This window comes from Bacteroides sp. 2201st1_D9_2201SCRN_220225, from assembly GCF_040928965.1.
GTDB classification, from domain to species: Bacteria; Bacteroidota; Bacteroidia; order Bacteroidales; family Bacteroidaceae; genus Bacteroides; species Bacteroides stercoris.
This window is the reverse complement of record NZ_JBCODG010000007.1, coordinates 32907-46703: the sequence shown is the minus strand read 5'-3', so window position 1 is coordinate 46703 and position 13797 is coordinate 32907. Positions and strand designations below refer to the sequence as shown.

The following is a 13797-nucleotide window of genomic DNA, read 5'->3' as shown; positions in this document are numbered from 1 at the left end:
GCACAATAAGAGAGACTGTGCCAATTGTGAGTTACTGGACAGCCTCTCTTCTGTATATTATTCTTTTGAGGTAAGAACCTCTCGTATATACTGTTGATTCTTATCGTCAATGCCAAATAATTTATAAAGTTGGTCGTTCACATCACTATTGTAATCAATAATGCCATTGGCGTCGGAGTAGTCCAATAAGTCAGGAACCTTCTTTGCCAAAGAGGTCAAAGATTCATCGGTAAGTAAAAAGGCGAAGCGGATTATCTCGCTTGTAGCATATTTGAAAAAGTTTTTGGCTTCTTGTTCTGTAGCTAATGTTTTCAATGCTACACGAGAACGGCCAAATGCACTATGGTTATCTGCGATTGCGATTTGATTGCTACGCTTTTGTCCTCCTGCATTGGCACTTGAAACGATGACTTTCCATCTATTCAAGTGTTCCAACCCTGTTGTGATAACATTTTTATTTGCGATGTACCATCGGGCTCTGCCGCTCTTGCCAGCTTTGTCATTTGTGAAGAGTTTTATTTCTGATTTTGGGTCAAAATAATCTCCATCGTTATATTCTCTTACAAGCGTTGGATTCCGTTCGACAAAATCACTTTCAATAGAAAAGAGTTTCTGAGATAAGACAGAATCGTGCAAGCATTTGTATCTGGCAATAATAGTATCTAAACAAGAAACAATTTCATTATCAAGAGGATTTAATGGGAATAAATCTTCTTTGGGGTTATTAGCATTAACTATTATATCTTTTCCATGGATAGAATAGATGTATTTAAAACCACCACTTCCTTTCTGTGTATCTTTCATCACAATAGATAAGCCATCAGCAATACCGACTTCCTTGAACACATCTGTTGAATCAGGGAAAAATTTCAGGAAACATAAATGAGGATCATTGATTTGTGAAAGTCCAAACTGTTCAAGTCCTTTTCCTGAGCGATGAATCCATCTTGCACCAGGATAAATTAGTGAAGTGTATCTGCCCAATCTGTCACTTATTGTTTGGAAATGTTGGAATATACTTGAACTTCGTTTTTGGCCGTTGGTTGTTTCTTTTTGTGCAACAACCTCTTGATACGGTGGATTCCCCACTATCGCATTGATTTTCATATTCTTTATTCCTGTTCTTTCTGTGATGAATTTATCTACCTGCTTGATAAAATGTTCAGGTTTGTTTTTGATTTGATTTATTAAGTCCTCGAAGTATCGAGTGTTTACCTTTGCTTTTCGGAAGCCGATAAGCGTGCGTTTGGTGATGCTCTTTGCCATAGGAGTTTTGCAGATGACAAAGATGTTTTCAGCCACTACCTTGTCCCATATACGCTGTTCATCCTCAATGCTGGACACCGAAAACAAAGAGTTCTTGACCCTTGTACGGTAAATGCTGTATGCCATATACAAAGGGTATAATCCGGACTTAGAATTTATTTCAAGGATTCGGGAATCTGGGGCGAACACATTGGCGGTCACTTCGCCACGGTCAATGAAACGAGGTTCAGACAAGGTGGTTTCATAACCCTTTTCAAAGAAGTTATATCCGCCCAGACAATCGCCAAGGTGCATATTAACGACACGCCAAGGCGTAAGCACCGTTTCCTTGTCGGGATTGCGGAATGTGCTGAATATATCCGTTATACGCCCGATGCGTTCCTCCACGCTCAGTTTGTCCGCAGCACGAGCCATGGCACGGATGCGCTTGCCTGCCGCACAGAATATTTCCGGATCATAGTATTTCTTGATGCTATTGAACTTCTGTTTGGTAACACCCTTGGGCATGAATTCCTCCCATGATTGTGGGTCGATGAGCGAAGCGAAGTTATCAATCGTAATTTCCTGTGATTCGTCTTGTAGTTCTGCTCCATAAATCAGCAATGGCATACGGATGGAGATACCCCGAAGAATAGAAATAGCAGCCTCGCGGTTGTTCTTTTTCTTTTTCAGCTCTTCAAGACGTTTCTTTTCCTCTTCCGTCAAAGGTTGCTTGTCCTTGCCGCGTTTCTTGGATTTCTTTTCAAGGTCTTCAAGTTCCTCGTATTGCTCATCGGTCAGCCCTTGGTTGTTGATGTCCACCTGATTGGTCTTTGGCATTGCCTTGGTCTGGCCGATAATCTTTTTCAGGTCATCAAACTCCTGCAATTCCAAGTCGTTGAGCTTCATCAACTCGTCATTATACAGGCTCCTGTCCTCGAAACCGTTGCGGACAACCCTTTCCACATAAACACGTTTGAGTTGCTCCAACATCTTGGGTACATCGAACTGGCTCATCTTGGAGCCTTCGATGGAGATAATCGGACAGAAGTTCAGGAACTCACCCATAATCTTGCGGTCGTTCCCGCTGGTCTTTCCTGCCTTGGAAGAAATCTTTGCTGTCTCGGCAATGACTTTCAGTGTCCTGTCTGGTGCAAAGTCAAACACATAACACTGTTCCTTGACGCGTCCGTTGATGGTGGCTGGCGTCTGCACACGGAAGATGGTCTGCATATAACTTGATGCAGCGGTATTATAAGAGCCGGACAACATGAATACGCCCGTCCACGCCTTGACACTGACACCCGTGGTCAATCGTCCACAAGACAAGGTAATGGTACGGGTGGCATCAGGGTCTTTGCCGATGGCTTCTTCCACCGCAGCAAGCGCATCCTTGCTCTCTTCGTCCTCGTCACCGTCTCCTGCCACATTCACCACCTTGAAATGCTGAAATACAGGATGTGATTGCAGTAAAGCACTCATGGCACGAGCCTCCTTCACACCCGGCAACATCCATAGCGTATGACGGAAGATGTTGCGATATTCCTCGTTGGCAAACGGATAGCAACTGTCCTTGTCCTCCTTGGAGATAAGATTCAAAAATGCCTTCACATCTTTTTCATGGATGAAAGTTCCGTTATCATTTACCCGGAAAAACTCACGGAAGTTAAAAGCCACATCTTCATCCACGAACTCATGGAGCAACCGTCCGAGGTCGTATGTATAGATGTTCATCGTAGGTAGAGAGGCGTATGGATTCGGATCACCGAAATGGGTCAAATCCCATGAAGCCTTTGCCCGTTGCTCCATCACATAATCCCAGGTATAAATCTCGTCCTCCTTGAAGTCATCCAACAGGTTGAACGGAGTGCCGGAAAGTCGCAATATCTTGGTATTTGCTTTTGTCAGTTCCTGCATGACAGCCTTGCCGAGTTCCGTCTGTGTCCCTTCGTGCGCCTCGTCCACGATGATGCAATTCCAAGCGGTGGCAAACACTTCATTGTTCTTGTCGAAGTTGCCACCCACAAGTTCAGAACCGCGCAAATCCTGCATGGAAGCGAAATACACATATTGGCATTTACCCTGCTTCGCTCTCGCTTCAAGTAAAGCATGACTGTCACCGTTGTTCTTTGAGCCGTATGCAAAACCGGGACTGTCATAGAATATCTTGCCGAAATCCTCGAACCAGCCACTGTCCACCACGGGGCGATGGGTAAGAATCAAAGTACGGCTGAAATCCATGTCTTTCACCACCTGCAAGGCCGACAATGTCTTGCCGAAACGCATCTTGGCGTTCCAAAGCATCTGGTTACTTTTCTTGAATTGCTTTTTGGTCTTTTCAATTGCCTCCCGTTGTTCGGGACGGAATACAATCGGAGTTTGGTCGTGTGAGACCTCGGCCGAAGACAACGATTCCCGTCCCTCCTTTACGGCAACTATTGCCCGTTTGACAGTCTCAAGGTCGGTAATAAACCACTCGTTGGCCTTGTTCTCGGTATCGAATATCTTTTTTCTGATGCCGGAACGTTCCAAAACACTATGCACTTCCTTGTCGTTGAAAGAGCACAAGCCCTTTTTGCTGTTGTATATCGTCAGTTCCGTATATAAGAGGTCGTATGCGATACCAGCCGTCTGCGTATATTGGTTGATGCGTTTCTTCGCGGACTCGTTGAGAGCCTTGCTGTTCGGAGCAAGACCGAAAACATTGTCATTGTCACAAGTGGCCTCGCCTACTTTCAGACATCCCCTGTGTGCGGCATCATTGATGCGGAACACATATATCAGTTTTAATTTTAGTGAAGATGTGAATTTCATGCTGCACTATTTTATGAGGTCGATAAATCGGATTCGTTTTCCCATCTTTCCCGTTTTAGGGTCTTTGGCCCGCCAGTCCTTGATTTGGCAATAGATACCGTTGTGCCTGCGGATGTCATCTTTCTGACAGCCTTCGCATTGACTGACTTCTTCCCTTGTCCCGAACAAATCAGCTACAACAGTCCGGTGTTCACCGCAGCTGTTCGGGATGACACCTTTAAGCCCGTCCATCTGCCAGACGTTCCATGAAATGATGTAAGCGATATAATTGATGGATTTCAACAAGGGTCGCTTGCCGAACTTTTGTTGATAGTATTCGACAAAGGAGATAAGCATGGATTCACGGGCAATCAGCAAATTGTCACCTTGCCATTCGTAGGCGTAAATGCTCTTATACGCTTCCTGTACCCATTCCAACCATTCACCGGAAGTTTCCGTATTTTCGCCTACAACCCGCAACTTGCGGTCAAGCAAACCGATGCGTTCCTTAATAGGAATGGTCTCTCCCGTTGTGGTGTCATAGCGACTGACGATATAAGGGGCTTCCCCGCAGGTTATCTCCAGTCGGTTGTCACGTACATAATCTTTCCAAGTCTTACCTTCCGGAAATTGAATTTTCTCTGAGTTGGGTCTCCACCGATGACAACCCTGTTCGTTGGTGTATTCCGTATTGAACACATCCTTTCTTCCAAACCATGCTTCATCGATTAGGTTGTTCTGCGCATTGCATATCCATGACGGAGTGAACACCTCTGCCATTTCTCGCGAACGTGCGGTTTGGGTGTCACGACTTTTGAGGATACGCGGCATGATGACATGCCCGTTATCTCCGGTAATAAGACAGGGAAGAATTGGCGAATCATATTGATACCCTTCGCCCAGATATTCATAATCGGAAGTAGCCCAAAAGATATTGCGCTGAATATCCTTCTTGCTCGTTGTATGGTCTTTGAGCAGGATATTCAACAGTTCGGGCGAAAGCCGAAAGATACTATCTTCCAATATATCAACTTCAACAGGCATTTTATATCGGGTTTATGAGTATCTCTTGATAAGAGAGCCATCCCGAAGAAATAAGCACTAATAATCAGTGTTATAGGAACCCGATTTGACGGATTTACAAAACAGATTCTCACAAAATGCCTTTCATATATCATTATAAATGAGGATTAAACACGGAATTTGAAATATTATGCGTACCTTTGCGAAATAAACTATATCTCTTATCAAGAGATTCGTCTTTTCGCTCAACACATTTCACCATAAATATCCGGTCAAAAATCTTTCAGGATAAGGCTGTTCGCCTTGTCCACCACGCTTGTGTCAAGCGATGCGAGATAGATGCGTGTGGTCTCTTCCGAATCATGCCCCATGCCCTCGCTGATGACTGAAAGAGGGATGTTCTTGCTCTTGGCAACGCTCGCCCAACAATGCCGGGCAACGTGCATAGTCAGCGGTATGTTCAATCCTGCCAGACCGGCAACTTCCTTCAACGCCACATTGATGCGGCAGATGGCGTTACGGTATTGTGTCCGCTCATCGGAACAGGGGTTTGTGATTATCGGCAGGAGGTAGCGGGTGGCCGTATTCTCTCCATACTTGGCGAGGATGTCTTCCATGCACTTTTCCCATTTGACTGTGAGCTGCTGCCCGGTCTTTCTTCTGCGGTACGTGATGATTCCGTTCTTCAAATCCGATTTTTTTAGATAGGCCATATCAATGAATGACATGCCACGGGTATAAAAGGAGAAGAGAAACATATCCCTTGCATAGTCCAGATGCGGTTTCAAAGTCAAATCAAGTTCCTTAATGTGCTTGATGGACTTCAATGGGATGGCTCGTTTTACTGTCTTCCCGATACCCGTGTAAACGTGTTTAAAAGGATGTCTCTGTTCCGTCAGCTCCTTTTCCACGGCACGGTTGTAAACGGCACGGAGTATGCGCATATAAAAGGAAACCGTGTTGGGGCAGATGCCCTTGCCTTTGAGCCAGGCCTCGTAAAGCATCATGGTGTTGCCGTCAATCTCGCACAAGAGTATGTCCTGCCCCTCACGAAACTTCATAAAACTGGCCAATGCCGCCGTGTAGGTTTCTGATGTGCGGACTTTGCCAAGCTGCTTCAACTGTCCTATGACACCCTGCATGAAACGGAACAGCGATTGTTCGCCCGTTTGCCCGTTGAACTTCTCGACGATGCTGTCAGCGGAATAAATTCCTCCCTGCCTGTCGCATCTGGCGACTATGGCTTTCAACCGTCTGGTGTCCCAGTCGATATGTTCCGTCACTTCTCGGAGATACCGTTTTCTGTTTTCACCGATTTCGGGCAGGATTTTCAGAGAGGAAGTTCTCTTGTCCCATTCCGTGTCAAATATGCGGTAGTCCGTCTTGACTTGGCGGACTATGCGCCCGTGGATTACCTGATAATAGATGCTGCCCTCCCTGCCGCTTGCGGTGGAAGGACGAAATTTCACTTTTATGGATGCCATCCACTTTATTTTTGTTGTTTGGATTGTTTTTCTTCCTCTCTCACTGTCTTGACCTGCCTGTTGAATATGACCAGCGTGGAATCCACACCGACAACATCTACCAGTTTCTCGTAAGCTCCGACGGTCACAGCCAGTCCCGGATGCAGTTCGTTGAGCATGAACGTAGTCACAAGGTGTTTGTCAGCAACCGTTCTCAACCGCCTGTTTTCTTCCCGGTAGTCATGCCATTGTACCCAACTGACGGCAAACAGGGCAAAGAATACGAGCGTACAACCGATACCAGCCCATGCGTAAGGGTTCTTGTGCCAGCCATCGGGAACTTTGCTCCATAACAGCCTTATTGTGCTTATTGCCTTGTCCGGGCGGATTATCTGCCATAGTTCCGATATGGCACTTTGCTTTTGGCGTGACTTTTCCGAAGCCAGTTTGTCATTCTCAATGTGGCTTGTCAGCCTTTCCAATATCTTGTTGAGCTGTTCCTTGATGGTGAGAACACCATGTTTGCGCATATCCTTCTCGTTGGCTTCGGTGTATAACCGCAGACTTGCTACCGCTTCATCACCTATTGATTGCTTGTATTCCTCGATGGCTTCCTTGCTTCCGAAAATGGCATTGACATTTTCCGGTGCATTGCCATTGAAGAACCGTATAACAGGCTCCAACTTCGCTTCCAGCCTTTTCAATGCCTCGTTCTTGTCCGGGCTATCCTTTGCGTCCAGTTTTTTCTTGATTTCCTCGATGTCCACTGCCAATGCCCCGATAAGGTCGGTTAAGTTCTGCTTGTTGTCCTTCATCTTCTTCTCCTCCTTGGTTTATGTTTGTCCTTTTCGTTGTCATTGTCGTCCCAGCCGCTTTCGTTTCCTCCACCGCCTCCGCCGGATGAAACCTTGGCTTGCTGTGGCTGAACGCACAACTCCATGAGTACGCCGATGGTCACTTGGACGATGTTTGAACCGGGTTCAACAGAACCGCCAACACTGCCGTCCGTGTCTGTTCCGATTGCTGATGATTGGGTTATAAAAGGATTTGTTATGGTGTTACCTGTAGCTATATCTTCCCTCATTAGCTGTAATTGTTTTTCAACTCCATTCCCATTGTACGATACATCGGGCTTCCATTCCATTCCCTCGGCAATACAGCTTCCAAACAGCTTGTCCAGTTTATAAAAGCTCATGCTTCGGTCTATCCGTGAGCCACTGAACGAGATTTCATCCTTCGTGAATGACACGCCAAGGATGTTGCCATTGCGCCTGTCTAATTTGAAGTGTACCCCGATACCCTGTTTTGCCAGTTTCTCGCACAAATCCGCCCAGCAGTTACAACAGGGTAATGCCGCCTTGATAGCGTCATAGATTTGGTATTTCACCTTGTCCTTACCACGCAGGCGATCACGTTTCACGTTCATCTTGCCCTTGGAGAAGTGCAGTCCGTATTCCCTCGTGAGAGTTTTGCATACTTTTACATTACGCACATTATCGTTGCTGTCACTGATGGTGTTCCCGTCATTGTCCACCCTGTTGGCTACGATATGCAGATGCTGGTGTTCCCTGTCGGTATGGCGGCACACGATGTACTGGATGTTCGTTATGCCCATGCGCCGCATATACTCACGGGCGATTTCGACCATCAGCTCATCCGTCAGCTTGGGTGTGTCCTCGTGTGCGAAGTCCAGCGAGATATGGTACACGGGGTTCTTCAACTTGCGCCCCGGCTTGTCGTCCGCTTGCCCCTGCATACTCTTTGCTATGGTGGCGTTGTCATCCAGCCTCACGTCCTTGCTGTCGATGAGCCGTGCCTTCTTCGGGTTGTTCACGTAGTTTACCACTCTGGCGAAACTCGCCCGTTTTTTCAAGTCGCCCATCATATCCTCTCTATGATTTTGTTGAACTCGTCCAGCAAGTCCATGATTTTGCCTTTCAAAAGAGAAAAGCCCTGCTGGTGCGCCATCTTCGCCAGCTGGTTCAGGTTGTTGCATCCTCCCTCCAGCATCCTTATCTGCTGCCTGTCCTCCTGTGTCCGTGCAGACACGACCTTGCCGTATAGTAATAAATCACGCAGGAAGTGTGACGGCTTCTTGCCTGCACCTGTTATCCGTTTCATGACCGCTTTCCATTCGGCAAGCGTGAGCCGTGTGGATATGGTCTTTGTCCGCGCCTTGCCTTTCACCGCCTTGGGGCGGCCTCCCTTGTTCCTGTTCTCCTGATATGTCATATCCGTTTTCTTTTATCCGTCAAACCGTTCTGTTTTTTAGGGCTGTAATCCGGGCTTGCCGTTTCCCGTGTGGCCGGGTCGCCATTGGTGGCGTGGTTTTCGTGGACGAAAACATTAACTTGCCAGCCCTAAAAATTATCCCTTCTAAAACGCTGTCGCTTGCCATTCCTGCCGCTTCATTCCTGTGGCTGTTTCCATTTCTGTGAGCCGGACAGAGTATTGCCATCCTCTAAAACAGGTGTGTTGTCGGCATCCACAACGGCATTTTCCACAGTGCTTTCCACTTCACTTTCGGTTGTTGCTGCCGTTTCGGTTTCCGCTGTTCCTGTACCTTCTATAATAGGATTGGAACCGGTCAGATTCATGGACGGTAAGCCATCCGTTTCCTCTGGTGTTTCTTCTATCGGTTTTTCTTTCTTCTTCCTTGCCGAACTGCGGCGCAAGGTCTCTAATTGTTGCCCGTTGAAAAGGAAAATCCGTACCCCTTCGTATGCCTTGATTGTCTGGCGGTATGTCGGATTCTCGATGAGCCGCCCTGCTATCATCCACGACTTCACGCACACCATGTCTATGATGGAAGTCACGGGATTGGAATCAACACGGATTAGCCCGCGTTCCGAGAAATCCTCCAACAGGCGGGACACCGCCTTGCGCCCGATGCCCCATTCCTTGGCCAGTACCAGCATAGATCTATCCACCTGTCCGGGATGGACGGCATAGCCCAATCCCCGTTTGGTGTTTTGTACTTCCGAAACCGCCATCTTCGACAAAAGGGAAAGAAGATAGGTAAGGTTGCATACCCCGTCCGTGCTCCCGTGCAGGAAGTACCATGCCTCCACAGGCATTACCATCTCCAATTTGTAGCACGGCAAAACAAGCTGCTTCAAATTCTTCATAAGTCTTGATTCTTTTGTTGTGCGTTTTACAAATTATTCCTTGGTATTCTTGTCGGCCTTCCTGTTGGTGGCTTTCAGGCTCTTGATGCGGTCTATCTGTTCCTTGGGAAACAGGACACGCCGTCCTATCCGCTGTCCTTTGATGTGTCCTAACTTCTCGTGCCGCCAGATGGTCGCTATGCTTACGCCCCATTTCTCCGCCAGTTGCCGGATGGTGTAATACTCCGACGTGTCCTGTGGTGCCTGTTCCTGCCGGTATTCCTCAAACGCGCACCTCACGCTTGCGCCGATAAGCTGTTGAAGCTCGTCGCGCGATACCAGTACCATTTCTGTCTTATCTGTCATAATTCACTGATTTTAAGTTCATGGAGGCAAAGGTATGGCAATAATAAAACCTGTGAATTTGTGGTATTCTGTGAAATGACACCGCATGAAAAAAGCCGTCAAACAACTGGTGCTTAACGGCTTGTGGAAGTCTGTGGGTTGTGGTGAATTGTAGCCACCTGTGGGTTATGTCACGATTTTATCATGGGAAGCAACTCTTTGAGCTTCGCTATAAAGGTTTTCTCCACGTTATACTTGGCGAGGCTTTCGGGGGTCAGCCCCATGGAACGGGCAGCGGATGCCCTGTAACCTTTCCAGTCCTTGAAGTATGCTTTGGACAGCAGGATGGCGACACAGCGCATCTTGCCCTTCACGCAACTGCCGTATATCGTGGAATAGTCGGCACGCATGACGGCACGGAGGAAGTCCCGGTCGGAAACGGCATTGCCGTCCAATAGAGGCTTGCCCTTGTCGGGGCCACTCTGTACGGTATAGGTGGTAAGGAAACGGTACAGCCTTAAAACGGGAACTTGCGCGGTCGTGCTGAACGTACCGCCTTGCATTGTATCTGTGGCGGTAAAACCGGATGACGCTTCTTCCGTACAAGAGGGTATTGTTTGTGATGTTGCCGACTTGGACTCGTTCTCATGCAGCACGTTCCTCTTGACATATCCCATCGTCATTGCGATATGGAACATCTTTATTCCTGCGGACTGCGCTTTCACATCATCATTTTGGGGCAGCATGGAAAGGTGGACGGCTTCCGCAAAATATTCCGTGAAGAGTTGCGCCAAATCCTTGTCGTTGGCATTGACAATATACTCCTTGACGGCTTGGATTTTCGCCTTGTCCACTTTGGCAAGCATGGCATACATTTCTTTCCCTCTGTTCCCGTCTGAATCCTTTGCACACTTCCGTATGGCGGCACGGATGGTGTCGATGCAGTCGGTGGCTTCGGTACGTGTCATTGGTTTGGGAGAAATATCAGAACCTTCCGGCGATACTTGCTCCTGTTCTTTTTCGGGAAAGAAGTATTGACTTATGACTTCCATGCTCAGGTAAGCCACCCCTGTACGGAAAGCCGCCTTGTTCAAGTCCGCATATTTGGAGCAGATGCCATGAAGTCTTTTCGTGTCATCGTGCAGCCCGACGAATTTCCGTGCCAGATCCTTATCCTCGTGTTCGGTGACATATTCCCTGATGCCGGCCAAAAGAAAAGACAGGGGCTTTAAGTTGTATCTGATGTTCCGGCAAATATCCTTGCAATCCGTTTCGTCACTGCCGGAAGACTTGTCGGCAAGCGATTCCGCAAGTTTCAGGCTACCACTGATTACGTTGGACAGCTTGAACAGATCGCTGATGATGTCAAACCTTGATTTTTCCATAAGCACCTTCTTATATTTTGATGATACCCTTGAAGTCCTTTAATGCTATGACGGCCTTTTCCTCCGCGTCCAGTTTCAGGTAGCGGCGCAGTTGCGCCTCGCTGCTGTGTCCGGTGATGGCTTGGATGGAAGGCAGAGGGACACCAGCCTTGTACGCGTTGGTGGCGAAACTTCTCCGGGCTGTATGGGAAAGGAGCATGTCGCAGAACCTCCTTCCCCGTTTGGGGTTGAGACGCTTCTCGTCAAAGCCGCAGTCATGTGTCCAGCCGAGCAACAGGCCGATGGTCTTCACCAGCTTGTTCATTTCATTGGGATGAACCGGGGGCAGTTTGCCGTCATACTTGGCGAGAATGGCTCTCACGCGCCTGTCAACGGGGATATAGACTTTCTTTTCCGTCTTCTGCTGAGTGATGAGTATGAACTCCGTGCCGCCGATTTCCGTTATCATGTCCTCGCATATCCTTGAATAGTCGGAAACACGCTGCCCGGTCAGACAGCCCACGATGAAAATGTCCCTTACGTGCTCCAGTGTCCTGATATGGGTGATGCGGCATTTGGAAAGTTGTGCCAATTTCTCGTCCTCGCTGATGTCAAGTGATTCCAATCTCTTTTTCACAGCTTCCTTGGTGGAAAGGTCAAGGTCGAGCATTTCCTGTATCTGTTCCGGTGTGAGATAGATGTTGTCCACTTCCTCCTTTTTCGGCACGAAGTCGGAATGACGGAAGTCATCGCATTTGGTCAGCTTGTCCTCGTAGGCCGCCTTTGCCACCGTGCGGACATCGGTCATGTACGAGTTGATGGCGTTGGGCATCAAGCTCCGTTCCTTCCAGTAACCGACAAGGCTGTTGCGTGTCTCCATCGTCATGTCATCCAGTCCGAGTTTGCGGTGGGTTTCCTTTTGGTAGTTGCGAATCTGTTTTTGGATAATGCGCAGACCTTTTATATAGGCAGGTGATACTTTCACGGTACGGCCTTTCTTGGTGCGCCGTCCGGTTTCCATGTCTTCTATATAAGAGGTGAGGAAATCCTCGAACAGCATCCTGCCTTTGGGCTTGACCTCCACAATCTGCATCATTCCGTTGAGCACGTCGTGTTTCACGCTCTCGATGATGTTCTTGGCCTCCTTGGGGTTGAAGCCGTTCGCCTCGAATGCCGCCTTTATCCTCGCGAGGACTTGGGCGAACTGCCCGTACTTTATCCCGATGCTCGACATCAGGGCTGACGAGGTGTATTGCAGGCTGCGGTACTTTTCCCATTCAAGCTGTTTGATGGTGAAGCCTGTCACGACTTTCATGTTCGCCTTTCCGCTGCGCACACGGGCATAGATGGAACCATAGTCCTCCTTTCCTGCCTTGGATGATTTGATGAAGATGAAATCCATACGCGATATATCTTGGTTACTGTGATGCAAAGGTACAAAATATATCCCGAAATATGGTATCAAATAGTACCAATATTTTCTAAAACCGTGAAATTCCGTGAGTATTCAAACCAAATGAAAACATATGCAAATAACTGATATACAAAGATAACTTGCAAAACTGAATTTCACTGAATATATTTAGTGAATAGTGGGCGACCATCTATTGTCAGCAAATTCTTTTGGGAATGCTCACCGTGTTCGGACCTATCCAATGGGCGTTCTCACTCCTGCCCAAGTGGGAAGGTGCATGGGCGAAGTGGCTCACGAGGTATCTGACGGTGCATTTCTACGGGGCGATGCTCTACTTCGTGGGCTTCTACGTGCTGCTGCTGTTCGACATCGTGCTGTGCATACAGGTGGAGAACCTGACGGCAATCACGGCGAGCGAGCAGACGATGGCGGCTTACCTGCAAAACAGCTTCTTCTCCGCCGGCTATCTGATGGCGGCAAGCATCGTGGCCCTGAAATGCCTGAACCTCGTCCCCGACCTTGCGGCATGGATGATACCGGAGGGTGACACGGCGTTCTCGACCCGAAACTTCGGCGAGGGCGTGGCGCAGCAGGCCAAAATGACGGCGACGGGCGCAATGGGTACGGTAATGAGATAACAAAGTAACGATAAATATTCAAACAAAATGGTCATCAAGAATTTAGAGAACAAAATCAAACTGGTCGGAATTATCTGCACCGCCTTTCTCGTGGGGTGCGTCATCATCAGCGTGTCGAGTATCTGGACGGCCCGCATGATGGTTACGGACGCTCAAAAGAAGGTGTATGTGCTGGACAGCAACGTGCCTATACTGGTACGCCGCACGACGATGGAGGAAACGCTTGACGTGGAAGCCAAGAGCCATGTCGAGATGTTCCACCATTATCTTTATATTAGTTTTCCATTGGAATAGATGAGAACTGAAAAGAACTTATTATTGCTATATATCAATACTTTATGTGATTTATCTCAAAAGACTATAGATTCTCATTTTCGCTAAATCGGGTTAATTTTGTTACTTTGT

Annotated in this window: 10 protein-coding genes and 2 pseudogenes; 2 read left to right on the top strand and 10 right to left on the bottom strand. The window is 47.7% G+C overall.

Going from position 1 to position 13797, the window contains the following annotated elements; translation table 11 throughout:
• Positions 1–57: 57 nt before the first annotated feature.
• The 10 genes from AB5903_RS03540 to AB5903_RS03495 form a co-directional block, all read right to left on the bottom strand.
• Entirely contained in the window at positions 58–4059 is a 4002-nt protein-coding gene (locus AB5903_RS03540; protein ID WP_272194184.1) for an Eco57I restriction-modification methylase domain-containing protein, read from the bottom strand.
• 6 nt (positions 4060–4065) lie between these two features.
• Positions 4066–5082, bottom strand: a complete 1017-nt coding sequence (locus AB5903_RS03535) for a restriction endonuclease subunit M (RefSeq protein ID WP_272194183.1) — start codon at positions 5080–5082, stop codon at positions 4066–4068.
• A 251-nt stretch (positions 5083–5333) separates the two neighbouring features.
• A complete protein-coding gene (locus tag AB5903_RS03530; RefSeq protein ID WP_272194182.1) occupies positions 5334–6545 on the bottom strand; it encodes a site-specific integrase in 1212 nt (403 codons plus the stop codon).
• Positions 6546–6550: 5 nt separating this feature from the next.
• Entirely contained in the window at positions 6551–7339 is a 789-nt protein-coding gene (locus AB5903_RS03525) for a hypothetical protein (protein WP_272194181.1), read from the bottom strand.
• Positions 7336–8409, bottom strand: coding sequence for a relaxase/mobilization nuclease domain-containing protein (locus AB5903_RS03520; RefSeq protein ID WP_272194180.1), 1074 nt, complete (start codon positions 8407–8409; stop codon positions 7336–7338). The genes AB5903_RS03525 and AB5903_RS03520 overlap by 4 nt, the downstream gene beginning before the upstream one ends.
• Complete coding sequence (locus AB5903_RS03515) at positions 8406–8756, bottom strand: mobilization protein (protein WP_117596317.1); 351 nt, start codon at positions 8754–8756, stop codon at positions 8406–8408. Before AB5903_RS03515 ends, AB5903_RS03520 begins: the two co-directional genes overlap by 4 nt.
• A gap of 176 nt (positions 8757–8932) precedes the next feature.
• On the bottom strand, positions 8933–9652 hold the full coding sequence (locus tag AB5903_RS03510; RefSeq protein ID WP_272194179.1) for a hypothetical protein: 720 nt from the start codon (positions 9650–9652) through the stop codon (positions 8933–8935).
• Between the two features lie 33 nt (positions 9653–9685).
• Positions 9686–9997, bottom strand: a complete 312-nt coding sequence (locus AB5903_RS03505) for a helix-turn-helix domain-containing protein (protein WP_055256885.1) — start codon at positions 9995–9997, stop codon at positions 9686–9688.
• A gap of 170 nt (positions 9998–10167) precedes the next feature.
• The gene (locus AB5903_RS03500) at positions 10168–11361 is read right to left on the bottom strand and encodes a hypothetical protein (protein ID WP_272194178.1); all 1194 of its coding nucleotides are present in this window, start codon (positions 11359–11361) and stop codon (positions 10168–10170) included.
• A gap of 10 nt (positions 11362–11371) precedes the next feature.
• Positions 11372–12742: a site-specific integrase gene (locus AB5903_RS03495; RefSeq protein WP_272194177.1), complete on the bottom strand. Its 1371-nt coding sequence runs from the start codon at positions 12740–12742 to the stop codon at positions 11372–11374.
• Between the two features lie 191 nt (positions 12743–12933).
• Between AB5903_RS03495 and AB5903_RS03490 the strand changes: the two are divergent.
• Together AB5903_RS03490 and AB5903_RS03485 are read left to right on the top strand one after the other, a co-directional pair.
• Positions 12934–13392 (top strand): annotated as a pseudogene (locus tag AB5903_RS03490) (hypothetical protein); the annotation flags it as partial.
• A gap of 27 nt (positions 13393–13419) precedes the next feature.
• Positions 13420–13659: pseudogene (locus AB5903_RS03485) on the top strand (conjugative transposon protein TraK); the annotation flags it as partial.
• Between the last annotated feature and the right edge of the window lie 138 nt (positions 13660–13797).

What these genes read in the sequence shown, in the direction of transcription:
- AB5903_RS03540 (WP_272194184.1), bottom strand. Translation starts at nt 4,059, where the DNA reads ATGAAATTCACATCTTCACTAAAATTAAAACTGATATATGTGTTCCGC.
- AB5903_RS03535 (WP_272194183.1), bottom strand. Translation starts at nt 5,082, where the DNA reads ATGCCTGTTGAAGTTGATATATTGGAAGATAGTATCTTTCGGCTTTCG.
- AB5903_RS03530 (WP_272194182.1), bottom strand. Translation starts at nt 6,545, where the DNA reads ATGGCATCCATAAAAGTGAAATTTCGTCCTTCCACCGCAAGCGGCAGG.
- AB5903_RS03525 (WP_272194181.1), bottom strand. Translation starts at nt 7,339, where the DNA reads ATGAAGGACAACAAGCAGAACTTAACCGACCTTATCGGGGCATTGGCA.
- AB5903_RS03520 (WP_272194180.1), bottom strand. Translation starts at nt 8,409, where the DNA reads ATGATGGGCGACTTGAAAAAACGGGCGAGTTTCGCCAGAGTGGTAAAC.
- AB5903_RS03515 (WP_117596317.1), bottom strand. Translation starts at nt 8,756, where the DNA reads ATGACATATCAGGAGAACAGGAACAAGGGAGGCCGCCCCAAGGCGGTG.
- AB5903_RS03510 (WP_272194179.1), bottom strand. Translation starts at nt 9,652, where the DNA reads ATGAAGAATTTGAAGCAGCTTGTTTTGCCGTGCTACAAATTGGAGATG.
- AB5903_RS03505 (WP_055256885.1), bottom strand. Translation starts at nt 9,997, where the DNA reads ATGACAGATAAGACAGAAATGGTACTGGTATCGCGCGACGAGCTTCAA.
- AB5903_RS03500 (WP_272194178.1), bottom strand. Translation starts at nt 11,361, where the DNA reads ATGGAAAAATCAAGGTTTGACATCATCAGCGATCTGTTCAAGCTGTCC.
- AB5903_RS03495 (WP_272194177.1), bottom strand. Translation starts at nt 12,742, where the DNA reads ATGGATTTCATCTTCATCAAATCATCCAAGGCAGGAAAGGAGGACTAT.